General features: G+C 67.0%; 22 protein-coding genes. 8 read left to right on the forward strand and 14 right to left on the reverse strand.

Annotated features, from left to right (window positions below):
* Positions 1–19: 19 nt before the first annotated feature.
* Genes AB7E03_RS10505 through essB form a run of 7 tightly spaced genes read right to left on the reverse strand, consistent with a single transcriptional unit; the run spans position 20 to position 8,716 of the window.
* The gene (locus AB7E03_RS10505) at positions 20–829 is read right to left on the reverse strand and encodes a hypothetical protein (protein ID WP_489941358.1); all 810 of its coding nucleotides are present in this window, start codon (positions 827–829) and stop codon (positions 20–22) included.
* Entirely contained in the window at positions 826–2,052 is a 1,227-nt protein-coding gene (locus AB7E03_RS10510; RefSeq protein WP_489941359.1) for a V-type ATP synthase subunit E family protein, read from the reverse strand. The genes AB7E03_RS10505 and AB7E03_RS10510 overlap by 4 nt, the downstream gene beginning before the upstream one ends.
* Complete coding sequence (locus tag AB7E03_RS10515) at positions 2,043–2,393, reverse strand: hypothetical protein (protein ID WP_489941360.1); 351 nt, start codon at positions 2,391–2,393, stop codon at positions 2,043–2,045. Before AB7E03_RS10515 ends, AB7E03_RS10510 begins: the two co-directional genes overlap by 10 nt.
* Positions 2,390–2,659 carry a hypothetical protein gene (locus tag AB7E03_RS10520; RefSeq protein WP_441780904.1) on the reverse strand — a complete coding sequence of 90 codons (270 nt, stop codon included), beginning with the start codon at positions 2,657–2,659 and terminating at the stop codon, positions 2,390–2,392. The genes AB7E03_RS10515 and AB7E03_RS10520 overlap by 4 nt, the downstream gene beginning before the upstream one ends.
* Positions 2,659–3,111 (reverse strand): DUF4176 domain-containing protein, encoded by a 453-nt coding sequence (locus AB7E03_RS10525; RefSeq protein ID WP_489941361.1) that lies wholly within the window; start codon positions 3,109–3,111, stop codon positions 2,659–2,661. The genes AB7E03_RS10520 and AB7E03_RS10525 overlap by 1 nt, the downstream gene beginning before the upstream one ends.
* Positions 3,108–7,586, reverse strand: a complete 4,479-nt coding sequence (gene essC / locus AB7E03_RS10530) for a type VII secretion protein EssC (protein ID WP_489941362.1) — start codon at positions 7,584–7,586, stop codon at positions 3,108–3,110. Before essC ends, AB7E03_RS10525 begins: the two co-directional genes overlap by 4 nt.
* Positions 7,583–8,716 (reverse strand): type VII secretion protein EssB, encoded by a 1,134-nt coding sequence (essB, locus tag AB7E03_RS10535; RefSeq protein WP_489941363.1) that lies wholly within the window; start codon positions 8,714–8,716, stop codon positions 7,583–7,585. The genes essC and essB overlap by 4 nt, the downstream gene beginning before the upstream one ends.
* 171 nt (positions 8,717–8,887) lie before the next feature.
* On the opposite strand from essB, the gene esaA reads away from it, so the two are divergent.
* A complete protein-coding gene (gene esaA, locus AB7E03_RS10540; RefSeq protein WP_489941364.1) occupies positions 8,888–11,680 on the forward strand; it encodes a type VII secretion protein EsaA in 2,793 nt (930 codons plus the stop codon).
* A gap of 161 nt (positions 11,681–11,841) precedes the next feature.
* Here the strand turns inward: esaA and AB7E03_RS10545 are convergent, their stop codons facing one another.
* From AB7E03_RS10545 to AB7E03_RS10560, 4 genes are all read right to left on the reverse strand, one after another.
* The gene (locus tag AB7E03_RS10545; RefSeq protein WP_489941365.1) at positions 11,842–12,090 is read right to left on the reverse strand and encodes an EsaB/YukD family protein; all 249 of its coding nucleotides are present in this window, start codon (positions 12,088–12,090) and stop codon (positions 11,842–11,844) included.
* A complete protein-coding gene (locus tag AB7E03_RS10550; RefSeq protein WP_489941366.1) occupies positions 12,071–12,628 on the reverse strand; it encodes a hypothetical protein in 558 nt (185 codons plus the stop codon). The genes AB7E03_RS10545 and AB7E03_RS10550 overlap by 20 nt, the downstream gene beginning before the upstream one ends.
* Entirely contained in the window at positions 12,606–12,896 is a 291-nt protein-coding gene (locus AB7E03_RS10555) for a WXG100 family type VII secretion target (RefSeq protein ID WP_489941367.1), read from the reverse strand. The genes AB7E03_RS10550 and AB7E03_RS10555 overlap by 23 nt, the downstream gene beginning before the upstream one ends.
* A 173-nt stretch (positions 12,897–13,069) precedes the next feature.
* On the reverse strand, positions 13,070–15,142 hold the full coding sequence (locus AB7E03_RS10560) for a DEAD/DEAH box helicase (protein ID WP_489941368.1): 2,073 nt from the start codon (positions 15,140–15,142) through the stop codon (positions 13,070–13,072).
* Positions 15,143–15,407: 265 nt separating this feature from the next.
* On the opposite strand from AB7E03_RS10560, the gene AB7E03_RS10565 reads away from it, so the two are divergent.
* Positions 15,408–16,949, forward strand: a complete 1,542-nt coding sequence (locus tag AB7E03_RS10565) for a phytoene desaturase family protein (RefSeq protein ID WP_489942900.1) — start codon at positions 15,408–15,410, stop codon at positions 16,947–16,949.
* 4 nt (positions 16,950–16,953) lie between these two features.
* On the forward strand, positions 16,954–17,394 hold the full coding sequence (locus tag AB7E03_RS10570) for an SRPBCC family protein (RefSeq protein WP_489941369.1): 441 nt from the start codon (positions 16,954–16,956) through the stop codon (positions 17,392–17,394).
* A gap of 38 nt (positions 17,395–17,432) precedes the next feature.
* Here AB7E03_RS10570 and AB7E03_RS10575 read toward each other — a convergent pair whose 3' ends face one another.
* Entirely contained in the window at positions 17,433–17,864 is a 432-nt protein-coding gene (locus AB7E03_RS10575) for an Hsp20/alpha crystallin family protein (RefSeq protein ID WP_441780893.1), read from the reverse strand.
* Between the two features lie 184 nt (positions 17,865–18,048).
* On the opposite strand from AB7E03_RS10575, the gene AB7E03_RS10580 reads away from it, so the two are divergent.
* On the forward strand, positions 18,049–18,636 hold the full coding sequence (locus AB7E03_RS10580; RefSeq protein ID WP_489941370.1) for a Dps family protein: 588 nt from the start codon (positions 18,049–18,051) through the stop codon (positions 18,634–18,636).
* Between the two features lie 34 nt (positions 18,637–18,670).
* A complete protein-coding gene (locus AB7E03_RS10585) occupies positions 18,671–19,150 on the forward strand; it encodes a GNAT family N-acetyltransferase (protein ID WP_489941371.1) in 480 nt (159 codons plus the stop codon).
* Positions 19,151–19,162: 12 nt separating this feature from the next.
* On the opposite strand, the gene AB7E03_RS10590 is transcribed toward AB7E03_RS10585, so the two are convergent.
* Positions 19,163–19,921: an IclR family transcriptional regulator gene (locus AB7E03_RS10590; protein ID WP_489941372.1), complete on the reverse strand. Its 759-nt coding sequence runs from the start codon at positions 19,919–19,921 to the stop codon at positions 19,163–19,165.
* A gap of 96 nt (positions 19,922–20,017) precedes the next feature.
* Here AB7E03_RS10590 and hutH point away from each other — a divergent pair, with 96 nt between their 5' ends.
* From hutH to hutI, 3 genes are all read left to right on the forward strand, one after another.
* Complete coding sequence (hutH, locus tag AB7E03_RS10595; protein WP_489941373.1) at positions 20,018–21,550, forward strand: histidine ammonia-lyase; 1,533 nt, start codon at positions 20,018–20,020, stop codon at positions 21,548–21,550.
* A gap of 128 nt (positions 21,551–21,678) precedes the next feature.
* The gene (hutU, locus tag AB7E03_RS10600; protein ID WP_489941374.1) at positions 21,679–23,361 is read left to right on the forward strand and encodes a urocanate hydratase; all 1,683 of its coding nucleotides are present in this window, start codon (positions 21,679–21,681) and stop codon (positions 23,359–23,361) included.
* Positions 23,358–24,515 (forward strand): imidazolonepropionase, encoded by a 1,158-nt coding sequence (gene hutI / locus AB7E03_RS10605; protein WP_489941375.1) that lies wholly within the window; start codon positions 23,358–23,360, stop codon positions 24,513–24,515. The genes hutU and hutI overlap by 4 nt, the downstream gene beginning before the upstream one ends.
* Before the next feature lie 108 nt (positions 24,516–24,623).
* On the opposite strand, the gene AB7E03_RS10610 is transcribed toward hutI, so the two are convergent.
* Positions 24,624–25,520: an arginase family protein gene (locus AB7E03_RS10610; RefSeq protein ID WP_489941376.1), complete on the reverse strand. Its 897-nt coding sequence runs from the start codon at positions 25,518–25,520 to the stop codon at positions 24,624–24,626.
* Positions 25,521–25,544 lie beyond the last annotated feature (24 nt).

Below are 25,544 nucleotides of genomic sequence, written 5' to 3' on the forward strand. Positions count from 1 at the left end.
GGTTCCTCTCGTTTACTTCTCATGACTCGTCAACACCGTCCGCCACATGACGAGGCGGCCGCTGATCGGTCTTTCTCTTTGTGCTCCAATGCCGCTCCCAATAGACACGGTCCTTTGACTTCAGGTGAGCGAGATACGCAAACTCCACGGGCAGGCTGGTGGTCACACACGCAAAAAGAACCAGCGCAAGCACGCCAATGGTGTTCAGGACGTACTGGCCCAACGTCAACACGTTCGGCACCACCAACACCATGCCGAGCGTGATCCAGAACGTCTTGGACGTGTTCGAACCGGAGACCGCCACAAGATTGCCGATCGTTCGGCTCTGGGAATGCCCCACCCGCAACCGGTGCCGCAACATCAACACGTGTACCACCGTCGCACCAGCCAGCAACACCACAGTGCTGGAGCCCACAATGTTGAACAGCGTGGTGAAAAGCTCCTTGTCGGCCGACGGAGGGTAGACCGCCAAGGGAAGAACAAGCATGCAAAGGCTGTAGACCAGTCCCAACGCGAGTCCTGTTATAACCGACGAGAAGAACACCTGAAACCGGTAGATCAGCCTCTTGAATACGGACAGGATCAGCAAGGCTGCAGAGATCCAAATAATGACCAGGTGAGCGCCAGAGATATACGAAAAGACTCCGTACCCCTCGAGCTTCATAAATACGGAAAAGTTCACAAGGCCCAGCAGAAACGCGATCAGGAATGCCAGCAGCGCGAGCCCGCTCAAGGACGCCCGTGTAGTCCCGAGAACCACGAAATAAGTGCGGTTCGCCTCAGCAACAGTTTGGTGGGCGATCTCGTTCGTCTTCTTCGCCGATGTCACTTGTAAGCATCTTTGATCGCACTTTTAGCGAGATCGGGTGCTGAATTGCCACCAAACAAGGGCAACTCGATGATTATGCCCGCCACAAACCCTGCGACCGCACCGACAATCGTGCCGGCCGGGGGCAAGATGAAGGACCCGATCGCCGCCCCTACCCCGGCCGCCCCCGCCGCGGTTGCTAGGTCAACACCGGTATCCACCGCGAAGTCCGGGACATCTGTTCCTTGCACACCGTCGCGGAAATACTGGTCGGCGTTACCTCCTACGGTGAGGACCGCCCCCGCGATTCCAGCGCCCTTCGCAAACTTGCCGTATTTCGAAGCGTCCTTCCATCCCGCGAAATCCTCCGCCGGACTTGCGATCGCCGCCCGCACACCGGCCTTGATCGGATGCTTATAGGTATTGATCTTGGTATTGGTAGCGTCGGTGAACTCTCTGCCCTTGTCCCACAGGCGGTTGGTCGCCGGCTTGTAGAGGGGGTCATTCCCCAATTTCACCCGGCCATACGGATCGACCGTCAGTTTCCCTCCCGCCAAGAAATCAAGGATTCCTTGCCTCTCGGCGATAGTCCCGACTCCGGCCTTGAGGACACCGGTATACGTGAGCCCGATCTTGGTGTCGTTTAGCTGCTTGAGCAAAGACACGGTGTCGCCCAGGGCAGCTCCGAGCTTGACAAGACTGTCGAGGAAGAGGTGCGAGGTTGCGGAGACGAATTCCTGTAGCGCCCTGATCTTGTCTTCCAGCTCAAGAAGGTCCTTCTCCAGCTGGGCCAGCACCATTTCCAGCTGGTCGTTCTTCACCTGCAACGCATCCGCTAATCCGGGCACTGTCGTGGAGGCATTCGCGGCGCGCATGTTGTTCGCGATCTGGCGTTTGGTCGCGTCCCGCTGAGTTGTCGTCGCCGTGAGCTGCTTCTTCAGCTCGTCCTCTTTCAGCACCCCGTACTGGCTGACCTTGGAGTCCGCCCAGGTGTACTTTTCGAGCTCACCCTGAATGTTGCCGAGTTCGTTCTTCCCAGCCACGATGCACGGGGAAATGATCTGGGCGAACAACGCATCGACCGCCGAGTAGCCCTCCCCAGAGAGCTCTCCCGTGCCCAGGGCGGCGACAAGCCGGTTGGACGCGCTGTGTGCAGCATCGAGCACAGACGAAGCGGTAGCCAGGTTCGCGGTCAGGGCGGCCTTCATGCTGGCCGAGTCACCGGAATCGTAGATCAGTCCCAAGACGCACCAGCTCTCTCGTTCCGCAACCGGTCCAGTTCCGCCTCAGACTCCGACCGGATGCTCTGTGCCGTCTCAGCCAAGAACTCTTCTTGCTCGTAGGCGAGTCGGCCTACATAGCTGTCGAGTTCTTTCCGCGCCGCCAACTGCTTCTGCACGAAGTAGTTGTCTGCGCCTATCGCGATGCTGGCTTCTTCGAACCGGGCCGTGTTCTCCCGCATCACCTGCCGGTAGTCGTCCCACTCCTGCTCCAGCACCCGGATCGTGGACAGATCCTCCGCCACCTGGTCCTCGTGAGCACGGATCTGCCGATCAAGAGCGTGCCGCTGATCCTGCCCGTTCATCGCGCTTCGCACAGAGTCTGCGCGTCCTGGCGGTCGCGCTCCTCGATCTCCGTCGCCAGAGCCGTGACGTTCTTGGCCTGGGCCTTAACGCCAGAAACCAGCCCCGAGATGCACCCCAGAATCCCGTTCGCCACGTGTGCTCCACCCACCATGCCCGCGACGTTGCTCGACCCCAGGCTCACCCGCTGACCTTTCCCGCCAGAGTGGATCGGAGCAAACCCGGACACCGCATCCTGCGCGGCACCACTATTTGATGCGACCTTCACTACTCGTCCCTTCGATATTGCTGGTCAACTAATCTCTGAAGCTCGAAAAAAGGGTCGACACCCGCCGCAAGACCGTCGTCCTCCGGCGCAATCGCTTGCACTTCCGGAATGACAGTGAGCGATCCCTTGAACTGTTGCGCGGACGTTGTCAAACGTCGCCCGTTCTCCATCTGGTCGAGGAGATCCTCTAGGAACGCTGCGTCGGCCGCATCCGTGTACCCCTCGTGGACAACCTCCTGGACGTCAGTGGCGAGAATCGGAAACGTCTCTTTATCAGGCGTTTCGCCGTAGGGATGCGGCCCCACCAGATAGCGGGGCACCACCTCGTTCCGGTCACCATCCGGCCGGAATGCTCCTCGCGCGAGCACGACGAACAGACCAGTAGCGTCCTCGTTGTCCAGCCGGACCATCGAGCCCAAGCCGAGGACTGCGCCTTTCAGTTCGAGAGTCATCGCTCCTCCTCGCTCTCATCGACGGTGGGGATGACGATCTCGGAGAGTTCGTCATCCTTGAGCGAATGCAGCACGTTTTTACCCGGCGGCTGCTTCTTGACTCCGAGTGGCAGATTGTCGACGAAGCGTTGCGTGCCCAAGTCGCCACCGAAAAGAATCTGGTCGAGGTTCTCTTTCAACGTGCCGGCCAGGCCGAAATTGCCGTTCACCTTCGAGACCTGATCCAGGACGATCATCTGGATGTTCTCGCCGCCGACACGAAGAAGCTCCGCAACCTGATCGTTAGGGAGCATGAGCTTCTCGAACACATCACTCATACCGTTGATCACGATGCACCGCCGCGCCTGCGTGCCACCCTCCACCAGGCGCGCGAGGGCCTTCTTGACCGCCTCAGCATGACCCTTCAGCGTGGTCTTGCCGACGTACAGAGACGCCGATCCGAGAAGCGGATTCAGCGTGTCATGAGCATCGATCACGACGAGGTCTTCGCCGGCGACCGCATCCACAAGGCCGCTCATGAAGAAGGGATACATCGCCGCAGCCTGTTTCCCGGTTGCAGGGAAGATTGCGAGCGCCTTTCCGCGGAACAGCTCGAAGCTTTCCGGTATAGCGCGGCTCTTGTTCGCACCCAAGAACAGGGTGTTGTGCGTTGCCTCACAGGATAGGTAGCCCTCGAACGCTTCCACCGTCAGTTTCTCCGGGACCATCGGTATCGCTGCCGGCCGGGCACCGGTCCAGGACGCGTCGATCCGCTTGACCTCCGCTTCCACGTTCGCGAGGACCTCCGTGTCGGTCTCGCCTGGAGCGGGCAGATAGAACTGGATCGCCGTGGGCGCATCGAGCCTGAGCTGGCCCCTTCCCAGGATCTCGGCCTGCATCACCCGTTCACGGCCGAACACCGCGGTCAGATCGGCCTCATCGTTGAGATAGAGGGCGAACTTGGTTGGGATGTTGCTGCTCATGTTCATGCGGATGGAGTTCGCGCGGTTCGCGGCCATCACCAGGTACACGCCGAGTGCGGCGCCCTCTCGGAGCAACTGGATGAGCCGGCCGTCGATTTCGTCCTTCCGCTTGTCCTGGGCGAGCGCGTCATAGCCGTCGAGGACGTTCACGATGACCGGCAGTTCCGCTCCGGTCTTCGCGCTGTACTGGGAGAGCGAGGCGACCCCCGCAGCCCGGAGGAGACTCTTCCGCTCGGCGAGGACGGCGGCGATCCGCTCCAGCATCTTCCGGAACTTCTCATCCTCTTCGAGCGTGACGATATCGGCCACGTGCGGCAGGCCTGCTACCGGCAGCAGACCGTTGTTGCCGAGGTCGAGAAGGTGAAACTGCACCTGCTCCGGTGTGCTCTTCCTGGCCAGATTGAGCACGATGGTCTGCAGCAGAGTCGACGCGCCGAAGCCCGGGCTCCCGAAGACCACCGTGTGCGAGGCGTCCTCGATGGTGAAGTAGTAGCTCTCCTGCGCCTGTCGGCTCGGAATGTCCATCAAACCGAGCGGAATACCAGTATCCGATCCGACCGCGGGGGTCACGATTCGAGACTCGAGCGGAGGGAGCCAGGGCTTGTCCGGCAGGACCGCCCCCACGTCCTGCGCGATGGCGGCGATGTGGTCGACGACCGCGTCCAGCTCGCTCACCTTCTCCGTGCGGATCTCCTGGGCTGCCTCATCTCCCGAGAGGTCCTGGGTCCACAGGTCGTACTGACCGAAGTCGTTGATCAGGTAGATCCGCTCGTCGACCGTGTGCTTCTCGGTCTTGGTGGGGTCGTAGTCGGCGCCCGACCACGCGGACTGGAACAGCTCGTAGATCTCGTTGTTGCCGACCTGCAGATACGCCCGGCCCGGCTCGACGATGCTCGCGGCATCCGGCGTCTTGATGATCTCGTTCGAGTCGGAGACGTCGGCCACCTTGAGCGCCAGCTTGAAGCGGCTGTTCGACCAGATCTGGTCGTTGACGACACCGCTGGGCTTCTGTGTGGCCAGGATCAGGTGCACGCCGAGGGAGCGGCCGATTCGCGCTGTCGAGACCAGCTCCTCCATGAACTCCGGCTGGTTGGCCTTCAGTTCCGCGAACTCGTCGGAGATCAGGAAGAGGTGCGGCATGGGCTTCGACGGATACTTCGCCTTCTCCGCCGGCTCGCCGATGTCCTTCCCGAGCTTGTAGAGACGGGTGTAGCCGTTGATGTGGTTCACATCGAACTGGCCGAACAGGCGCTGCCGCTTCTGCAGCTCGGCGCGGATGGACGCCAGCGCTCGGGCGGACGCGGCACCGTCGAGGTTGGTGATCGACCCGAGCAGATGCGGGAGACCTGTGAAGAGGTTCGCCATGCCGCCTCCCTTGAAGTCGATCGGGAGGAAGCCGACGTCCTCCGGCGCGAAGTTCACGGCGAGAGACAGGATGTACGACTGGACGATCTCAGACTTGCCCGAGCCGGTCGTTCCTGCCACCAGCCCGTGGGGGCCGTGCGCACGCTCGTGCAGGTTCAGCTCGACGAGATCGTCCTTGCCTCGCAGCCCCAGCGGGACCGCGAGCGTCTTGGAGGTGTCCGCGGCGGCCCAACGCTGGCCGATGCCGAGATCCTCAACCTCCTTCACCTGGTACATCTCCAAGAAGGTCACTGCCTTCGGGATGGCGTTCTTCTCCACCTCCACATGCGTCAGGTTGGCGAGCCTGCGTACGGCCTGCTCCAGACCGTCGGGCCTCGCATACGGCACGAAGTCCCGGGCGACGTGGATGCCTCCATCGTTCACCAGCGTGGCGGCGTTGCGGTTCTTGTACTCGATCAGTGCAGTGACGGTCTCGGGCAGCAGTTTCCGGTCCTCCCGGCACCAGACCACGGTCACCCCCAGCCCGCTCAGGTCCTCGGCGAGGAACTCATTGATCCCGTGCCCTGCGAGATAGGAATCGTCGAAGACGGTGAAGACGTAGTGGGGCGCGAACACCGGTATCTCACGTCCGGCGTCCTTCACTGCCTGGCGCCGCTTGGTGAGGATCTGGGTGAAGCTGGTCAGGATCATGTCGCGCGTCTTGGCGTTGTGCACGAGCCCACGGATGTTCAGACCGTTCATAGTGAAATGCGGAAGGAACCGCCACGGGAACCAGTCGTCCCGGTACGACTTCTCGGGCACGAGCGCGATGAACTCCACATCTCGGTAGGAGTGGAACGCGGCGACCTGGAACAGCAGGTTCGCGGCTGCTGTGCTCACCACGTCGTAGGTGCCGACCAGACCCAACGTCTGCGCGCGGATGTTCAACGGGATCGGGGCGTTCCGCTGCGTCGAGAATCGCGTCACGAGGTCGGTGACCCGACGGGCGTCCTCGTCGTCGTCCCGGTCGCCGAGATTGGAGGTGACCGTGAGCGAGGATGGCGCGTCGCCGGCGCCGAGGGACACCTCCAGGAAGTCCTTGTTGTTCGCCAGCCTCTCGTAGATGCGCGAGTCGTAGTCCTTCACCGGTCCTACCAGGGCGGCTGGGGCCGGGAGGGCGTACTCCCGCACCTCCCTCTCCTGCGCGGCGAGACGGGTCAATCTGGAAACGATATTCAACAGGTAGCGCTCATACTCCTCGTGACGCGCTGCGTCCTGGCTGCGGCTTTCGCGTCGCTTCGCAACGAGCTGCGAGAGCGTGAAGGCGGCCGTCATCACGCTCATGATGCCCATGCCGAGCATCATCAGCGGGTTGCGTCCGGAGAGGACAGTGGTCGTCACCCCGATCGCGACCATACCGAGCGGCGGCAGCAGGGCCTTGAGGATGCTGTTCTTGTCCGGCTTCTGCGGGTCCTCGATCTTCTGGATCTGCACTGCGTCGGACGGCGTCTCAAGAGTGATCCGGGGACTCCGCCGGTACTCCGGGAAATCCGGTGGAAACTCCGCCGCCCTCTCCTGCTGGAGGAATGCCGAGTAGTCGAACACGACCTCATCAGTGAAGGTGGTCACGCGCCACAGCGATGGGCGCTTCTCCAGGAGGAATGCCGGGGTCAGCACCCGGTCGCCGACGGCGAGACCCTCGATGAGGCCGCTGTGCGTGATCCTTCGGTCGTTGATGTACAGAAAATCTCTGCCCGGGGTCACGGCCACGTCGTCACCCCGAACGACCACCATCGTGTCGCTCTGCGTTCTCACGCCGGCGACGGGCGAGCTGCCGAGGACGAAATGCTCGTCGTGATCGATCAGCAGGTGACGGGTCCGTGCCTGACGCGCCTCGACGACGAAGAGCCGTCGGCCGTCGATCTCCTGCACCCCGGCTGGGACAGCGCTTCCGTTGGCGAACAATCGATCATTGATGACACCGAGCGTCAGTTCGTCGTAAGAGACGGAAGCTCGATTCCGGGTGAGCACGATCGTGACGAGTTCGTCGCCGAGGACGTGGACCGTATAGAGCACTGCGCCGGGAAAGAGGCGGTCATCGACCAGATCGCTCTGGGCCTCCGCGGCCTCCGTCAAGCCGAACTCGGTACTCAGCACGCTCCCGGTCACTTCTGGGCCCCCAGACGTGCCGTGAGTTCCTCGATCTTCTTGCTGTACTCCTCCAACGATTGCTGCTTGCGAGCGCCGTCCATACTGCGGTTCAGCTTCGTCGCCTGGTAGAGGTCGGTGTACGCCAGCAGCGTCAACTGGTCGTCGCCCAGGTTTTGTGCCAGGTTCAGAGCACGGTCCAGGTCACCGCGAGCGAGGTGGATCCAATAGTTCAGGGTGTTGTCGTCGGTCTTCGTGGAGATGTTGTTGAGAACTGTCTGCTTCTGCACCCCGGTGAGATCGGTGAGCTTGATGGAGCTGACCGCCAGAACGTAGCGCGCCGACTTCGGTAGGTCGTCCGGGCGATAGCCCTCCAGATCCGACAGAGCCTGGGCGTAATCGCTGGTCAGGAAGTGCGACTGCGCGGTGACGATTGCCTCCTGGCGCGGTTGCGTCTGCCCATAGGACGTGTAGGTGAGCCACCCCAGAACCGCTGCACCGACGATCGCGCAAGCTCCGAGGACGGTGACCAGCCGGTACCGGGACTTCGGCACCGAGATCAGGTCGCGCGCCACCCGGGCAGTCTCGGCTGCCAGTTCGGTATCGATGAGCGATGCGATTTCGTCCACCGTTCCGCACTCGACGATGCGCTGACTGAACGGGTCTTTCAGCACAGCGGAGCCGTCCACGAGCTTCTCGAAAGCGAACCGGGGGTGGAAGACGCTCAGAACGAGCGCCCGGTACCCGTTGAGGAAGAGGGCCTCATCGAACTCCATGGGCGCGAGCATGCCGACGAGCCCGAAGTGGACCACGGACGCCCCTGCTCCCGTGATCGAGACGTTCTCAGGATGGAGGAAGGGGACGCGGAACCTTCCAGCGAGCGGCCGCAATGACGAGAGCTTCTGGGCGGTTTGGAGTCTCGCGACGCGGGTCTTCACTTCGGACGTCTCTCGGCGCAGCGTCCGCGCTCCGGCCGGCACGGTGTACCCCAGGACCGCCTCGTAGTCCTCGGGGGTTTCGTCCTCGACGGCTGCATGTTGCCGGATGACATCGATGGATGCCATCCGGATCTGGGCGCCGGTCACCATGACCGTGACCGTCTCTCCGGCTCGTTCGAATTCGAGGGAGTCTCGTCCGTCAAACAGTCTCATACCTATTCACTCCATATTGTTGTCTGACCGACTTTATCGAAATGTTGCATGCCATGTGCTGCTAGGGTCACACTCTGGCCGTTGCGACGTGACAGCGGTCGAAGAGAGTCGGTGCATCACCGGCGGAGTCGCACCACACCCGGGAGAGTGCCCATGCTCAAGAAGGTTCTCGTGAGCCTCGGAACGCTGACGCTGGCTGCCCTGCTGGTCGGCTCCACCGTCCTGTTCGGCGGCGACACCGCCGCGCGGGCATCCACCACGCCGACGATCGCGCTGGTCAACGAGGACGAGCCAGCGGCCTTCAACGGAGACGACTACCTGTTCGGCAAGGAGTTCGTCAGCCTGGTCTCCAACGACAACCAGTACAACTGGGAGGTGGTCTCGCGCGCGGTCGCCGAGAACGCCTACTCGGACAAGTCGGTGAACGCGGTGGTCGTCCTCCCTCGGTCGTTCACGCGGGACATCCTGACCTTTCAGGACATCAATCCGGCCAAAGCGACCGTCGAGTACAAGGTCGTCGATGACGACGACCTCTCGCATCAGCGCCTCCAGAACGAGGTCTCCACGATCCTGCACGATTTCAACATCCGCGTCGTGAAGATGTACTTCGCGAGCATCGCCGGCAACATCTCGGGCGCACAGATGAATATGCAATCCGTCGTCGCGAGCGAGTCGGCCGTCGTCAGCCAACTGTCCGGTTCGCTGTACCCCGACCTCGAGACGACGGACAAGAGTTACGGGAGCAGCGTCAGCCTGGCCGGCATCCTGCAGTCCCTGAACTCGGCGTGGATCTCCTCACAGAACGGCTTCACCACGAGCACGACCGGCACGTTGACTTCGATCAGCGAGTCGCTCGGCGCGCAACAGCCCAGCCTCACCGACTACTTCACGCTTCAGGAGCAGATCGCCCGCACGAACGTCTCCAACGGCAACGCGGCGCTCACGGACCAGGAAACCTCGGACAAGGGCTTCTACGACCAGGCCTTCTCCGACCACATCGACGGGCTGGCTACAGGCGACGGCACGTGGACCGGCTTAAACGGCTTCTCGTCCACGGCCGGCAACGGCGCCCGCACCGGCGTGCTGGCGGAGCTGGTCCACAAGGTCGCGGACTACGACAAGCTCGCCCTCGACCACAACGCGAGCGTTGCGAGCATGAGCGGCGTGCTCCGGGGCCAGCGGGACGCCGTCACGGACGCCATGCACCGGCTCGAGTCTCTGGAGACCAGCCTGCTCAACGAGTACTTCACGATCGACGACGTGTCGATCGACGACGGGCACTACGAGGTCGACCCCGGCACATTGACGCCCGTGTTGGCCAGGAAGGCTCTGGCAGAGAATGTCGCCACGAGCTTCGGCGCCGACGGTTCGACCGCCGGGGCCGTCGAGAGGTACAAGACGAAAATGGGGGAGCTGGTCAGGACGATTCCGACAGACGCCGCGCAGTACACCGGGCTGCTCGAGGCGCTGCAGGAGAACACCGGCTTTGATGTCCCCGCGTTCCTGGAGTACCTCGACCTGATCCGCACGTACGGTCAGGCCAACGGAATCACCCCTCCGAACCTGAGCCTGGTCTATCCCGCTACGCAAGCCACCGCGCAGACGGTGACCAAGAGCCTCCCCGTGACCGTGCCCGCGGGAACGCGCTACCGGGTGAGCGTCACCCTGCCCGAACCCCTCCCACTGACCGATGTCACCGTCGGCGTCGGTGCGGCGGTGCCCACGTGCCCGTCGGTCACTCCGGAATGCGTTGCCATCGACCCGACGGAGGAGACAGCCACCATCGACAACTCCGGCGGTAGCGACCCGCTGACCGTCATGCTGACGTATGTCATCGACCTGGAGGACCTCGCGGGTAGCGCAACGGTCGCTTACTCGGCGCAGGACACCGCATCCGGGGCGGAAGCGGCGCCGCTGAACCTTGGAGCCGACGTGTATCTCCTGGTCCCCTCGGACGCCGCCAAAGAGCGGATCGGTGGCGACGACTTCGCCGCCATCACTTCCTACCTCGGCAACGTCCAGACAGCTTCGAACCTCCTGCTGTTCCTCTACGGCGATCCCAGCGACGATCTCGAAACGTTCATGGCGACGGTCTCCGACAAGTTCGACGACCACAGCACCGAGTCCGTCTTCAACCGCTACGGGACCATCGACCCGTCCACCATTGCCGGCCGCTTGAGCGGCGCGGACGTCGACGCCTACCGCTCGCTCGGCCAGGAGAACATCGCCGCGATCGTCGCGCAGATCCGGAGCGCCGAGGGTCAGCTGCACAGCATCGAGGCCAACATCGCCACACTGAACGGCCTTCAGCTGTCCAACACCTATTTCTCTTCTGCCGTCGCTGACCTCGAGAACTGGTATGCCCGGGCGATGGCCAGCCTGAGCGCGGCTCCCGCCCTCTGGGAGGCGAAATCCAACACCATCATCCAGCTCGACACCATCCCGTGGAACGGACAGGAAGCGGGCAAGACGGAGCTCTATCTGGACGAACGCACTGGGCCGGCTCTTTACCAGAGCCTCAGCCAGCTAGTAGCGGCCACCAGCCAGAGCGCCGCGGGCGTCGCTGCCAGCGCCCAAATCATCACGGACAACACGGCCCAGTTCGACACGCTGATTCAGGGCGTGACGAAGACGCAGGCTGACGCGCAGGCTGTCCTCGACGCGATGAAGGGCACCATCGCCACGGGCACCGGCGACGTGTCGGTGAGCAGCGAGTACAGCAAGCGGTTCGCCACGGTGCTCGCGAACACCCGCGCCTCCGGCGCGGACCCGGCTGCGATCTACGAGTCCTTCGCGAACCCCGTGACGACCACGGATCGGACGCCCGTGACGGAGAGTCCGGTCGCCAGCTGGTTCGATCTTCGATTGCTCATGGTCTTCGCAGCGGGATCGCTGATCGGATCCCTGACCTGCTGGCTGATAGCGCGCCGCCGCAAGAACGCCGCCTCAAAAGCTACCTCTTGACTCGCGCCCGTCGGTAGCGACGTTGCTTCATGACGGGATGGGCAGATTGAGCTGCGCGGTCGCGAGCGATGCCCGCGTCGACCCCGAATGGCGACCGATCTCTGCGTCTCTGATCGGTCGCCCGTTCGGGACGCTCTACTCCGTGGTGCGGGTGCACCCGCTCATGGGGTGACGACGGCCAGCACGTCTCCGTCGCCGACCGGGAAATCGCTGATCACATCGAACTGGCCGAGGGCGATCGGCTTGTCTTTCAGCCGCAACCTCCATATCGGCGGCATGCCGATATTGTGCTCGCGGAGCACCTGAGTAAGGAGTTCGGTCAGTCGTGCGAGCGTAACGGCGGCCGGGACCCGGAGGTCGAGCTGCTTCCCGTTCAGCTCGATGCTGACGTCAATGTGTCGATCTGCCATGTCTCTTCACTCGTCTCGATGCGGTCTTTCGGCCCACGAACACCGCGAGAATGGTCAACGGGACGGCACCCACCAGCATGACGATCAGCCAGCTGTCGGTGGTCGTGGTCGCGTCCTCGACCTTCGTGGACGGGAGCCCCTGCGGCGTGTATTCGGCGAACAAGCTACGGCGGGTCGCCGATTGGTCGTGTTCGAAGAGCGGATTCAGGTGCGGCTCGAAGCTGACGCTACCGACCGCCTGTGTGATCGTAGCGTCGGACTTCTCGAGAGCCTTCACCCGCTGATCCATCGTGGGGAGGAACAACTCCGACTTCACCGGGAAATCGTTCGAGCCCCCAGCGGTCAGACCCGAGTTCGTGATGACCTCGGGGATCAGCTGGAGGCTCCCGTCACCGCCCGAGCCGGTGCCCGTGTCGGCATCGGCTCGGGCAGTAACGGCTGCGAACCCGGCGAGGCTCAGCGCAAGAGCGACGGCCGCACCGAACATCCGCAGGCGCCGGCGGACGGCGCTCGGCTCAGAAGCCGAAGCTCTGGGCATCCTGAGTGTCACGGTCCTGCACCGTGTCGGCGTACTTGTTCAGCTGCTCGTTGATGCTCCTGAGGAGCTCCTCGAACTGCTGGACGTTCTTATACAGCTGCTCGTACTGAACGAGGTATGCCTCGAACGCAGCGCCCTTCCACTCTTCGGCGATGGTGCTGTTCATGCTGTTCACCTTCTGAACAGCCTGATCGATCTCTTCCTTGGCGCGGAGGTACACCTGCGCCTGGGTCTTCAGTTCTTCCGGGGTAACGCTAATAACAGCCATAGGGGCCACCTTTCATCCAGAACTCATGTTCTTACACGAAATATCGTATCGATAGGCAGCATGTTTCTGCTTGGCCGCAGGGTGGCCGCAGTGGCGACCGGAACACCGGTTAAACCGGTACGCCCGCCCGGAGCAAAACGCGCTCACGGACGGGCGTACGGCCGATAGGGAAGTTACTGCCCGAAGGTCAGCCGGATGTCGTCGCCGGGGGCGGTGGGCACGAAGTCGGCCTCGATCTCGGCGCGACCGAGCAGCTCGGACATGCGACGCTGACGCTGACGCGGAATCAGGGTGATGACCGTGCCCTGCTTGCCGGCGCGGCCGGTGCGGCCGGAGCGGTGCAGGTACGTCTTGTACTCGTCCGGGGCGTCGGCCTGGATGACCAGGTCGATGTCGTCCACGTGGATGCCGCGGGCTGCGACATCCGTCGCCACCAGCACGTTCACGCGACCGCTGGTCAGCTGGGCCAGGTTGCGCGTACGGCGTGACTGGTTGAGGTCGCCGTGGAGGCTGACGGCCGGGATGCCGGCGTCGTCCAGCTGCTCGGCGAGCATCTCGGCGAAGGCGCGGGTGCGGGCGAAGACCAGGGTCTTGCCCTCGCGGTCGGCGAGCTGCTCGATGATGGCGCCCTTGTCGCGGTGCTCGATCACGAGCACGCGGTGGTCGATGGTCGAGGACGCCTGGTCCTCGCCCGCCACCTCGTGCACGGCCGGGTCGACGAGGAACTCGTCCACCAGCTGCGCCACACCCGAGTCGAGGGTGGCCGAGAAGAGCAGCTTCTGGCCGCCCTCGGAGGTCTGACGCAGGATGCGCTGCACCGGCTCGAGGAAGCCGAGGTCGCACATGTGGTCGGCCTCGTCGAGGACGGTGACCATGACCTCGCTGAGGTCGAGGCGACCCTGCTCGACGAGGTCCTCGATACGACCGGGAGTGCCGATCACGATGTCCACGCCGCGCTGCAGAGCGCCGACCTGGCGGCCCTGCGGGACACCGCCGTAGATCTGCGTGGTGAAGAGGCCGACGCTGCGGGCGATCGGCTGGACGGTGCGGTCGATCTGCAGTGCCAGCTCGCGGGTCGGAGCGAGGATGAGCGCACGCGGCGCACGCCCGAACTGGCGCTTGCCGCCGGCCTTGCCCTGCTCGGCCCACTGCTGCATGAGGCGCTCCACGAGCGGGGCGCCGAAGGCGATGGTCTTGCCGGAGCCGGTGCGGCCGCGGCCGAGCACATCCTTGCCCGCGAGAACGTCGGGGAGGGTGGCCGCCTGGATGGGGAACGGCTTCTCGGCGCCGAGCTCGGCGAGCGCCCGGACGATGTTGCCGCCGAGTCCGAGGTCGGCGAAGCTCACGCCCTCGACGTCCTCCGTCTGGATGGCGTCGGCCTGGAGGCGCTCGAGCACGACATCGTCGGTCGGCTGGAAGGCTGGCTTCTCATCGCGGGACGGGTAGAAGGACGACTCACGACGCGGACGCTCGTCGGCGTCACGACGCGGACGCTCGGTGCGGTCACCGAAGTCACGACGGGGACGCTCGGCACGGTCGTCGAACGAACGACGCGGGCGGTCGTCGTACTCGCGACGCGGACGGTCGGCGGAGTCACGGCGAGGACGCTCGGCACGGTCGTCGAAGGAACGACGCGGACGGTCGTCGGAGTCACGACGGGGGCGCTCGGTGCGGTCACCGAAGTCACGACGCGGACGCTCGGCACGGTCATCGAACGAACGACGCGGACGGTCGTCGGAGTCACGACGCGGACGCTCCGTCCGGTCACCGAAGTCACGACGCGGACGGTCAGCACGGTCGTCGAACGAACGACGCGGACGGTCGTCGGAGTCACGACGGGGACGCTCCGTGCGGTCACCGAAGTCACGACGCGGACGGTCAGCACGGTCATCGAACGAACGGCGCGGACGCTCGTCGGAGTCGCGGCGCGGACGCTCGTCGCCATCGCGGCGCGGGCGGTCCTGGCGCGGTGCACGCTCTTCCCACACGCGCTCGGTGCGGCGCGCATCCTTGCCGCGGGGCTCCCAGTTGGGGCGCTCTCCGCGGGCGCGGCCGGCGTTGTCGTCGCGCGAGCCGTAGACGGTGCGGCCGCGCGCGGCGCGGTCCTCCGCGCTCCAGCGGGCCTTCTTGCCGTCCGCGGGCTCCTCGGCGCGGTAGCCGCGGTGCTTGGGGCTGCGGCTGCCGTTCTTGGGCGCTCCGCCTCGGGACGGCTGCTGCGATCGTCGGTCGTTGTTATATCCGGGCATGGATGTTCTTCCTGGGTTCATGTCGAGTGCGCGGCGGCACGCCGAAGCGCACCGTATGAATCCCGGGCGAACACTGTCCGGGGCCGTTCACGATTGTGTGATCTGCACCGCTGATCGGGTGCAGAACCGGCCCACTTGACTTACAAACCCATCTACGCAGATCGCGCAGTGTCAAGAGCCGACCTTCCAACGATACTCCATGGATGCTGAGAACGGGCTGCCCATCGCCCTCGGCGCGGATGCGGCGACGGGGTATACAGGGGGTATGACGTCATCCTCGGCGAACCGGCTCGACGCCGTCGTGATCGGTTCGGGCCCGAACGGGCTCTCCGCTGCCGTGACGCTGGCCCGCGCCGGACTCTCCGTTCGGGTGTACGAGCGCAACGCCACGATCGGCGGCGGCCTCCGCACCGAGGAGCTGACATTGCCCGGGTTCCGGCACGACATCTGCTCCGCCGTGCATCCGCTGGCGTTCGCATCCGGCTTCTTCCGCCGGTTCGGCCTCGACAAGCGCGTGCGCTTCGTGGTTCCGACGGCGTCGTACGGCAATCCGCTCGAGGGCGGCCGTGTGGCGATGGCGTACCTCGATCTGGAGCGCACCGTCGACGGGCTCGGAGTGGACGGACCGGCATGGCGAGCGCTCCTCGGTCCGCTGGTCCGCGAGGCGGACGCAGTGGCCCAGTTCACCGGATCGGCGCTGCTGCAGCTGCCCCGGCATCCTCTCGTCGCTGCCCGGTTCGGGTTGAGCGCGCTCGCCCTGGGCGGCCCGTGGTGGGACCTCCCATTCCGCACCGAAGCTCCCGGCGCCCTGCTCGCGGGAGTCTTCGCGCACACGACCCTTCCGCTGCCGAGTGTGGCCGGCGCCGCCGCCGGACTGACCCTGGCGACGTACGCGCATGCCCGCGGCTGGCCCATCCCGGTCGGCGGCAGCCAGTCGATCGCGAATGCCATGGTGGCCGACATCGAGGCCCACGGGGGCGAGATCGTGACAGATACGCCGGTCGACTCGCTGGCGGAGCTGCCGGAATCCCGCGTCGTCGTGTTCGACACGCATGTCAAGACGGCGGCCCGCCTCGGTGAGGATCGGCTCGCGGCCGGATACCTGGCGAAGGTGTCCCGGTTCCGCGACGGCAATGGCGTCTTCAAGGCCGACTTCGCGCTGTCCGGCCCGGTGCCGTGGACGAACCCGGAACTGTTCGAGACCGGCACCGTCCACCTCGGCGGCTCCCAGGGGGAGGTCGCTCGGGCCGAGCGGGAGGTCGCGGCCGGCCGCCACAGCAACCCTCCGTATGTGCTCGTCTCACAGCCTTCGCTGTTCGACGCGACCCGGGCTCCGGCGGGCAAGCACGTGCTGTGGACCTACACCCACGTCCCTCGCGGCTCCACGGAGGACCAGACGGAGGCGATCATCCGCCGCATCGAGCAGTTCGCCCCGGGGTTCCGCGACCTGATCATCGGGACGTCGACTATGAACGCTGTCCAGATGGAGCAGCACAACCCGAACTACATCGGGGGCGACATCTCGGCGGGGGCGCCCGACTTCGCGCAGCTGATCGCGCGTCCCGTCCTCTCCCCCGATCCCTGGCGGATGCCGGGACGCGGCCTGTACCTGGCCTCCGCGTCCGCCGCGCCGGGGCCGGGCGTCCACGGACTCGGCGGCTACTACGCCGCACGCAGCGCGCTGCGTCACGAGTTCGGTATCGGCCGGATGCCCGACCTCGCACCCGGGCCGGATCAGACCTTCTCCTCCGCCACGCCGCCGCTCGTCCCCGATTCCCTCCATCCGCCCACCAGCCGGGAGCAGTGATCCGATGTCCGTCAACGTCCGCCGTATGGCCTGCACGCCAGAGCAGGTCTTCGCCGTCTTCGCCGACCCCTGGGTGTACCCGACGTGGGTGGTGGGTGCGTCCCGCCTGCGCGCCGCGGACAGCCGCTACCCGGCCGTCGGCTCCCGCCTGCACCACTCCATCGGGGTCTGGCCGCTCGTCCTCAACGACGCGACCCGCATCGACGAGTGGGATCCGCCGCGCCGGATGGTGCTGGAGGCGAAGACGCGCCCGTTCGGCTCCGAACGCGTGATCGTCGACGTCAAGCCGCGCGCGGGCGGCTGCATCGTACGGATGGAGGAGTACCCGCTCACCGGGCTCGTCACGTTGATCCCGGGCCCGATCGCCGACGCCCTCCTGCACGTACGCAACGCCGAGACGCTGCGGCGGCTGGAGTGGGTGGCGCGAGGGCGCGCCGCCAGCTGACGACGCGCCCTTGTGCGCTGATCCGGTGGTGCGCGCTATCAGCCGGCCGAGACCGCCTTCGCACCGCTGTCGTGCGACGACTCCACCGCGATCTTGCGTGGCTTGGCCCGCTCGGCGACCGGGATGATCACGCTGAGCACGCCGTTGTCGTACGAGGCGGTGATGCCGTCCGGGTCGACGTCGTCGCCGATCGTGAACTGCCGCATGTACGCACCGTACGGGCGCTCCTGGGCGAGCCAGCGCGCCCCGTCGCGGTCGGCCGCGCTGCGCACCGCACGGATGGTGAGCAGGTGGCCGTCGACGTCGATGTCGACCGACGCCGGGTCGGCGCCGGGCAGGTCGGCGTTCAGGACGTAGCGATCCCCCTCACGGAAGAGGTCGACCGGCATGAGGCGCGGCTGGCGGCTGGTGTCGAAGACGCTCTGTGCGATCCGGTCCAGCTGGGAGAAAGGATCGAACGACATGGCCATTGGATGTACCCCTCTCTTCTCGAGTAACTGCTGGTGGGAGCGCCTTTGCGCTCCCTTTTCGACCAGAGATGTTAGCACTCTTGACCGGAGAGTGCCAAGAGTTTTCCGACACTGTCAACCCGGTTCCGCAAGCGCCATCCGCGGCCTATCGTCTGCGTTGTCCATCGAACAGAAGGGACCCATCGTGGCCACCAGCCAGACGAAGACGAGCGCCAAGAAGGCCGCGCCGAAGGGCGCACCCAAGACCGCTGCGGTGCGCCGCACCGCCGCCGTGGGCGTTGCGTCCACCCGCCGCGAGCACGCCGAGCGCGGCTTCGTCGCGTCCACCGAACTCGCCCAGAACCTCCAGCGCGTGCACGTCGACCTGATCGAGCTGCACCTTCAGGGCAAGCAGGCGCACTGGAACGTGGTCGGGCGCAACTTCCGCGACCTCCACCTGCAGTTGGATGAGATCGTCGAGGCCGCCCGCGAGTTCAGCGACGACGTCGCCGAGCGCCTCCGTGCCCTGCATGCGACGCCGGACGGGCGCAGCGCGACGGTCGCCGAGCAGACCAGCCTGCCGGAGTTCCCGAACGGCGAGGTGGACACCACCGAGACGGTCGACCTGATCACCGAGCGGCTCGAATCGGTGGTGCGGACGATGCGCGACGTTCACGACGATGTCGACGAGGAGGACCCGACCTCGGCGGACCTCCTGCACGCGATCATCGAGCGGCTCGAGCAGTTCGCGTGGATGGTCAGCGCCGAGAATCGCACTCCCGCGCGGGCGTGATCTGAGCGAAACACGGCGCGGATACGATCGATGCATGTCGATCGAGATCCGGCCGGAGCCTCCGCGTCAGCCTGAGGTGGAGGAGCTGCTGAGGCTGAGCGATGAGTTCGCGTTCGCGCTGTATCCCGCCGACAGCTGCTACCTCCTCGACGTCTCAGAGCTCGAGAAGCCGGGAGTCACGGTGTTCGTCGCGCGTACCGACGGGCGGGCGCTCGGGATGGCCGCGTTGGTCGTGAGCGCGGCCGACGGCGAGCCGAGCGGCGAGCTCAAGCGGATGTTCGTCCACGAGGATGCTCGCGGTCGCGGGCTCGCGCGCTCGCTGCTGGGTGCGCTGGAGTCGGCTGCCGCGGATGTAGGCGTGGCCGAACTGCGTCTGGAGACGGGCCCGCTGCAGCACGCCGCGATCGCTCTGTACGAGCGCGCCGGCTATGCGCGCATCCCTAACTTCGGCCCGTACGTCGGCGACGAGTTCTCGGTCTGCTACGCGAAAGCGCTGGCGGTCGCGACCCACTGACGGGGAGGGCCGTCAGCTGCCCCGGATGCGCCGGGAGAGCTCGGCGGCCGCCTCGCGCACGCGCGCGGCGAGCGCATCCCATCCCCCTGGCGGCACGTTGTCGCGCGGGAACGTGACGGCGATTCCCGCGGCCGGCCAGCCCGCGTGGTCGCGGACGGACACTGCGACCGAGGCGAAGCCGGGCGTGACGTCGCCGTCTTCGGTCGCGTAGCCGCGCTCGCGCGCCTCGGTGACGACGCGACGGAGCTCGGCGTACGAGTGCGGGCCCGAGCCGGTGCGGTCCTCGAAGGCGTCCGAATCCGGGTACAGCGCGCGCAACTGCTCCCGTGGGAGCGTCGCGAGCAGCGCCCGCCCGCTCGCGGTGAGGTGCGCCGGGAGCCGTACGCCGACGTCGGTCACCAGCCGCGGCCGTCGTGGCGCGCGCTCCTCCACGATGTAGACGACGTCCCGGCCGTGCAGCACGGCGACGTGGCCGGACTCGCCGATGGCGTCGACGAGTGCGGCGACGATCGGCCGGCCGAGCCGGCTCAGCGGCTGCTGTCGGGAGAACGCGCTCGACAGTTCGTAGGCGGCGACACCCAGACCGTAGCGCCGGGCTTCCGGGAAGTGCAGCACGAAACCGTGCTCGGTCAGCACGGCGAGCAGGTGGTAGACCGTCGAGCGCGGGAGCCCGAGAGCGGTGGCGATGGCGGCGGCGGGAGCGGGCCCGCGCTGCGCGCCGAGGTACGCGAGCACGCGCAGAGTGTTCTCGGCGGCGGGTACCTTGCTCATCGCATCCCCTCCGCTCCGCTCGTTTTGTCTGGGATACCGGACACTGAGGAGCCTACAGCGGAGGCGCACCAGAACGCCCGGCGCGAGGATCGGAACATGCTCCAGACCCAGACCTCCGTCACCGTCGGCGCCGGACCCCTCACCATCGCCGACGTCGTCTCCGTCGCCCGGCATGACGCCCGCATCGAGCTCGACCCTGCCGCACTCGACGGCGTCGCCGCCTCCCGCGCCATCGTCGAAGCCCTGGCCGACGACACCGAACCGCACTACGGCATCTCGACGGGTTTCGGCGCGCTCGCCACCACGTTCATCCCGGCCGACCGCCGCGCGCAGCTGCAGGCGAGCCTCGTGCGTTCGCACGCGGCTGGGTCCGGACCCGAGGTCGAGCGCGAGGTCGTGCGGGCGCTCATGCTGCTGCGGCTCTCCACCCTCATGACCGGACGCACCGGGGCCCGGCCGGAGACGGTGGAGACCTACGCCGCCCTGCTCAACGCCGACATCACCCCGATCGTGCACGAATACGGGTCGCTCGGCTGCTCGGGCGACCTCGCGCCGCTCGCCCACTGCGCACTCGCCGCGATGGGAGAGGGAACGGTGCGTGTCGACGGGGAGCTGGTGGATGCGGCCGACGCGCTGGCCGCCGCGGGCATCCGCCCGGTCGTGCTCGCCGAGAAGGAAGGGCTCGCCCTCATCAACGGCACCGACGGGATGCTCGGGATGCTCGCGATCGCCATCCACGACCTCAACGGTCTGCTCACCGACGCCGACATCGCCGCCGCGATGAGCGTGGAGGCGCTGCTCGGCACCGACGCCGTCTTCGCCGACGACCTGCAGCGACTGCGGCCCCAAGCCGGGCAGGCGATCTCCGCCGCCAACCTGCGTGCGCTCCTCGCCGCATCCCCCCTCGTCGCCAGCCACAAGGGACCGGAGTGCACGCGTGTGCAGGATGCCTACTCGCTGCGCTGCTCGCCGCAGGTGCACGGGGCCGCCCGCGACACCGTCGCCCACGCAGAGCTCATCGCCGACCGCGAGCTGGCCTCCGCCGTCGACAACCCCGTCCTCACGCTGGATGGCCGGGTCGAGTCGAACGGCAACTTCCATGGGGCGCCCGTCGCGTACGTGCTCGACTTCCTGGCCATCGTCGTCGCGGACGTCGCCAGCATGTCGGAGCGCCGCACCGACCGCTTCCTCGACCCGGCCCGCAACCAGGGGCTGCCGCCGTTCCTGGCGCACGAGGTCGGCGTGGACTCCGGACTCATGATCGCCCAGTACACCGCCGCCGGCATCGTCTCGGAGCTCAAGCGGCTCGCCGCGCCCGCGTCGGTGGACAGCATCCCGTCGTCTGCCATGCAGGAGGACCACGTGTCGATGGGATGGGCCGCCGCCCGGAAGCTCCGCCGTGCGATCGACGGCCTCGCCCGCGTCCTCGCGATCGAGGTCATGACGGCCGCCCGCGGCACCGACCTGCGGGCGCCGCTGCAGCCCGGCCTCGCAACCGGCGCCGTCATCGCCGCCCTGCGCGAGACCGTGCCCGGCCCCGGCCCCGACCGCCACCTCGCGCCCGAGATCGAGGCCGCGTACGCCCTCGTGACCTCCGGCGCCCTGCGCGCCGCCGCCCGCCTCCCCTAACCCCTCACCCTTCCGACCCCCAATCCCGGCCCCCAAGCCAACAGCTCCTGACTTTTTCGGCCGAATCGCCGCTGATAGCCCGAAAAACTCAGCAACGGATGGCTGGGCGACAGAGAGGAATCACACCGATGGATGGAGCACGACCGGTCCGCGCCGCGCACGGCACCGAGCTCAGCGCCAAGAGCTGGCAGACGGAGGCCCCGCTGCGCATGCTCATGAACAACCTCGACCCGGACGTCGCCGAGCGCCCCGACGACCTGGTGGTCTACGGCGGCACCGGCCGTGCCGCTCGGAGTTGGGAGGCGTTCGACGCGATCGTCCGCACCCTGCGCGACCTGGAGTCCGACGAGACCCTGCTGGTGCAGTCCGGCAAGCCCGTCGGCGTCTTCCGCACGCACGAGTGGGCGCCGCGCGTCCTGATCGCGAACTCGAACCTCGTCGGCGACTGGGCGACCTGGCCCGAGTTCCGCCGCCTGGAGGCGCTGGGGCTCACGATGTACGGGCAGATGACCGCCGGCTCCTGGATCTACATCGGCTCGCAGGGCATCCTCCAGGGCACGTACGAGACCTTTGGCGCGGTGGCTCGCAAGCGGTTCGGCGGCACCCTCGCCGGAACCCTCACGCTCACCGGAGGTTGCGGCGGCATGGGTGGCGCACAGCCGCTCGCGGTAACGATGAACGGCGGTGCCGTGCTGATCGTGGATGTGGACCGCTCCCGGCTGCAGCGCCGCCTCGACCATGGCTACCTGGATGTGCTCGCCGACGACCTGGACGACGCCGTCGCGCAGTCGCTCGCCGCCAAGGACGAGCGCCGTGCCGTGTCGGTCGGCGTGGTCGGCAACGCTGCCGAGGTCTTCCCCGAGCTGCTGCGCCGCGGCGTCCCGATCGACATCGTCACCGACCAGACGAGCGCCCACGACCCGCTCAGCTACCTGCCGATCGGGTACGGGGTGGAGGAGTGGCGCGAGCGCGCCGCCGCCGACCCCGAGGGCTTCACCGATGACGCGCGCCGCTCGATGGCCGCGCAGGTGGAGGCGATGGTCGGCTTCCAGGATGCGGGCGCCGAGGTGTTCGACTACGGCAACTCGATCCGCACCGAGGCGCAGCTCGGCGGCTACGACCGCGCGTTCGCCTTCCCCGGGTTCGTCCCGGCGTACATCCGCCCGCTCTTCGCCGAGGGCAAGGGACCTTTCCGCTGGGCGGCCCTCTCTGGCGACCCGGCCGACATCGCCGCGACCGACCGTGCCGTGCTGGAACTCTTTCCGGAGGACGAGCACCTGCGCCGCTGGATCACGCAGGCCGGCGAGAAGGTGCACTTCGAGGGGTTGCCGGCACGCATCTGCTGGCTGGGATACAAGGAGCGGCACCTCGCGGGCCTCAAGTTCAACGAGATGGTCGCCTCCGGCGAGCTCTCGGCTCCGGTGGTCATCGGGCGCGACCACCTGGACTCCGGCTCGGTCGCCTCGCCCTACCGCGAGACCGAGTCGATGGCCGACGGTTCGGACGCCATCGCCGACTGGCCGCTCCTCAACGCTCTGCTGAACACCGCATCCGGTGCGACCTGGGTCTCGCTGCACCACGGGGGTGGCGTCGGGATCGGGCGCAGCATCCACGCCGGACAGGTGGTCGTCGCCGACGGCACGCCCCTTGCGGCGGAGAAGATCGAGCGCGTGCTGATCAACGACCCGGGCACCGGCGTGATGCGGCATGTGGATGCGGGCTACCCCCGAGCAGTCGAGGTCGCGGAGGAGCGCGGGCTCCGCATCCCGATGCGCGAGAACGCCGCTGCGCAAGCGGCCGCCGAGAGATGACCGCCACGCTGATCACCGGTATCGGTGAGCTCGTCACGTTCGACCCCGTGCATCCCGCGCCGTTCGGCATCGTCCGCGATGCTGCGGTGCTGACGGTGGACGGACGCGTGGCCTGGACCGGTCCGGCGTCCACGGCACCACGCGAGGATGCGGACGAGATCGTCGAGGTCGATGGCGCGGCCGTGATCCCCGGTTTCGTCGACTCGCACACCCACCTCGTCTTCGGCGGTGACCGGGCCACGGAGTTCGAGGCGCGCATGGCGGGGCGACCGTATACCGCGGGCGGTATACGGTCCACGGTGGCGGCGACCCGGGCCGCGACGGAGGACGAGCTGCGTAACCGCCTGGCGCGGTTCGTCGCAGAGTTGCACGCGCAGGGGACGACGACGTTCGAGGTGAAGAGCGGCTACGGACTGACGGTTGCCGACGAGGAACGGCTGCTGCGTCTGGCGCGCGAGGTGACGGAGGAGACGACCTACCTGGGGGCGCATGTGGTTCCGGCGGAGTACGCCGACGACCCCGAGGCGTATGTGAGCCTCGTCACCGGCCCGATGCTGGACGCCTGCGCGCCGCAGTCCCGCTGGATCGACGTCTTCTGCGAGACCGGCGCCTTCACCGTCGAGCAGTCGCGCCGCATCCTCACCGCCGGCGCCAGGCGCGGACTCGGTGTGCGACTGCACGCCGCCCAGCTGGGGCCGGGCGAGGGCGTTGCCCTGGCGGTCGAGCTGGATGCGGCCAGCGTCGACCACTGCACCTACCTGAGCGACGACGATGTGGAGCAGCTGGCCGCCTCACGGACGGTCGCGACCCTCTTGCCCGGGGTGGAGTTCTCGACGCGGCATCCGTATCCGTCCGGGCGGCGGCTGCTGGAGGCGGGTGCCACGGTCGCGCTGGCGAGCGACTGCAACCCCGGCTCGTCGTTCACCTCGTCGATGCCGTTCTGCATCGCGTTGGCCGTGCGCGAGATGGGGCTGACGCCGGGCGAGGCGCTGCGGGCGGCGACGCTGGGCGGCGCGGCGGCCCTCCGCCGCGATGACGTCGGGCACCTGCGTCCGGGCGCGCACGCCGATCTCGTCGTCCTCGACGCGCCCAGCCACATCCACCTCGCCTACCGCCCCGGCGTCCCGCTCGTCGCGCGCACCCTCCGCGCTTAGCCCGCCGTCGAGTCCCACCGTCGAGTCCCGCCGTCGAGTCCGCAGAGATTGCACGCGACGCGCCCATGAGGCGTGCAATCTGTGCGGACTCGATGGGGCTGGGGCGGGTCAGCGGGACGCGAGGCCGGCGGCGGCCTCGAGGATGAGCAGGGCCGCGAGGCGGACCGTGCGCGCGTCGGAGGCGTCGGCGGTCGCATCCACCTCGGCGATGTCGATCGAGCGGACCAGCGGGGATGCGCCCGCCAGCCGCGCGAACCGGCGCAGCTCCCAAGCGGCGAGCCCGCCGGGGACGGATGCGGGGCAGCCGGGCGCGACGGAGCGGTCGCAGACGTCGACGTCCAGGTCCAGGTGCACTGGGCCGCGCCGGGCGCCCGCGATGTCCAGCGCCTCCGCCATGACGTCGTCGAGCGGGCGCGTGTGCAGGGCATCGCGGGTGACCACGGTGATGCCGAGTTCCGCTGCGCGGCGGGTGTAGGCGGCGGAGTTGGCGAAGTCGGCGATGCCGATCTGGACGACCCGGTGGCCGTCGAGGCCGGCCTCGATCAGCTCACGGACCGGGGATCCGTTCGACGACCCGTCCCGCAGATCATGGTGGGCATCGAGCGTGATGAGTCCCGCCCGGCCGAGGTCGTCGCCGAAGGCTCCGAGCGCCGCCGGTACTGTGAGGGAGTTGTCGCCGCCGACGGCGACGGTCAGGCGTGAGCGGCCCACCGCGTCGGCCATGGCAGCACGAGCGCGCTCGCGTCCCGCGGGGCCGTCGGGTGTGGCCACGTCGCCCGCGTCGGCGAACCGCAGGACCTCCACGTCGAGCCCGGCAGCGAACGCGGAGTACCGCCGGAGCGCATCCCGAACGGCGGCCGGAGTCTCGTGGGCGCCGGTCGGCGACAGGGACGTCTCGTGCGTCGGAATGCCAAGCAGCGTCAGATCGGCGCCGTCCGGCCCAAGAGGCGGCCAGCCTCCCGCTCGCGGCCACAACGGATCGGCTGAGAGGGTTTGGGCGCTCATACCCGCGACACTAGCGAGGTCAGG

This window comes from Leifsonia sp. RCC_180 (assembly GCF_058138205.1).

Excerpts from the sequence above, each read along its gene's own strand:
- AB7E03_RS10515 (WP_489941360.1), bottom strand. The coding sequence starts at position 2,393 with ATGAACGGGCAGGATCAGCGGCACGCTCTTGATCGGCAGATCCGTGCT.
- AB7E03_RS10525 (WP_489941361.1), bottom strand. The coding sequence starts at position 3,111 with ATGACTCTCGAACTGAAAGGCGCAGTCCTCGGCTTGGGCTCGATGGTC.
- essB (WP_489941363.1), bottom strand. The coding sequence starts at position 8,716 with ATGAGACTGTTTGACGGACGAGACTCCCTCGAATTCGAACGAGCCGGA.
- AB7E03_RS10545 (WP_489941365.1), bottom strand. The coding sequence starts at position 12,090 with ATGGCAGATCGACACATTGACGTCAGCATCGAGCTGAACGGGAAGCAG.
- AB7E03_RS10550 (WP_489941366.1), bottom strand. The coding sequence starts at position 12,628 with ATGCCCAGAGCTTCGGCTTCTGAGCCGAGCGCCGTCCGCCGGCGCCTG.
- AB7E03_RS10555 (WP_489941367.1), bottom strand. The coding sequence starts at position 12,896 with ATGGCTGTTATTAGCGTTACCCCGGAAGAACTGAAGACCCAGGCGCAG.
- AB7E03_RS10560 (WP_489941368.1), bottom strand. The coding sequence starts at position 15,142 with ATGCCCGGATATAACAACGACCGACGATCGCAGCAGCCGTCCCGAGGC.
- AB7E03_RS10565 (WP_489942900.1), top strand. The coding sequence starts at position 15,408 with ATGACGTCATCCTCGGCGAACCGGCTCGACGCCGTCGTGATCGGTTCG.
- AB7E03_RS10570 (WP_489941369.1), top strand. The coding sequence starts at position 16,954 with ATGTCCGTCAACGTCCGCCGTATGGCCTGCACGCCAGAGCAGGTCTTC.
- AB7E03_RS10575 (WP_441780893.1), bottom strand. The coding sequence starts at position 17,864 with ATGGCCATGTCGTTCGATCCTTTCTCCCAGCTGGACCGGATCGCACAG.
- AB7E03_RS10585 (WP_489941371.1), top strand. The coding sequence starts at position 18,671 with ATGTCGATCGAGATCCGGCCGGAGCCTCCGCGTCAGCCTGAGGTGGAG.
- AB7E03_RS10590 (WP_489941372.1), bottom strand. The coding sequence starts at position 19,921 with ATGAGCAAGGTACCCGCCGCCGAGAACACTCTGCGCGTGCTCGCGTAC.
- hutH (WP_489941373.1), top strand. The coding sequence starts at position 20,018 with ATGCTCCAGACCCAGACCTCCGTCACCGTCGGCGCCGGACCCCTCACC.
- hutU (WP_489941374.1), top strand. The coding sequence starts at position 21,679 with ATGGATGGAGCACGACCGGTCCGCGCCGCGCACGGCACCGAGCTCAGC.
- hutI (WP_489941375.1), top strand. The coding sequence starts at position 23,358 with ATGACCGCCACGCTGATCACCGGTATCGGTGAGCTCGTCACGTTCGAC.
- AB7E03_RS10610 (WP_489941376.1), bottom strand. The coding sequence starts at position 25,520 with ATGAGCGCCCAAACCCTCTCAGCCGATCCGTTGTGGCCGCGAGCGGGA.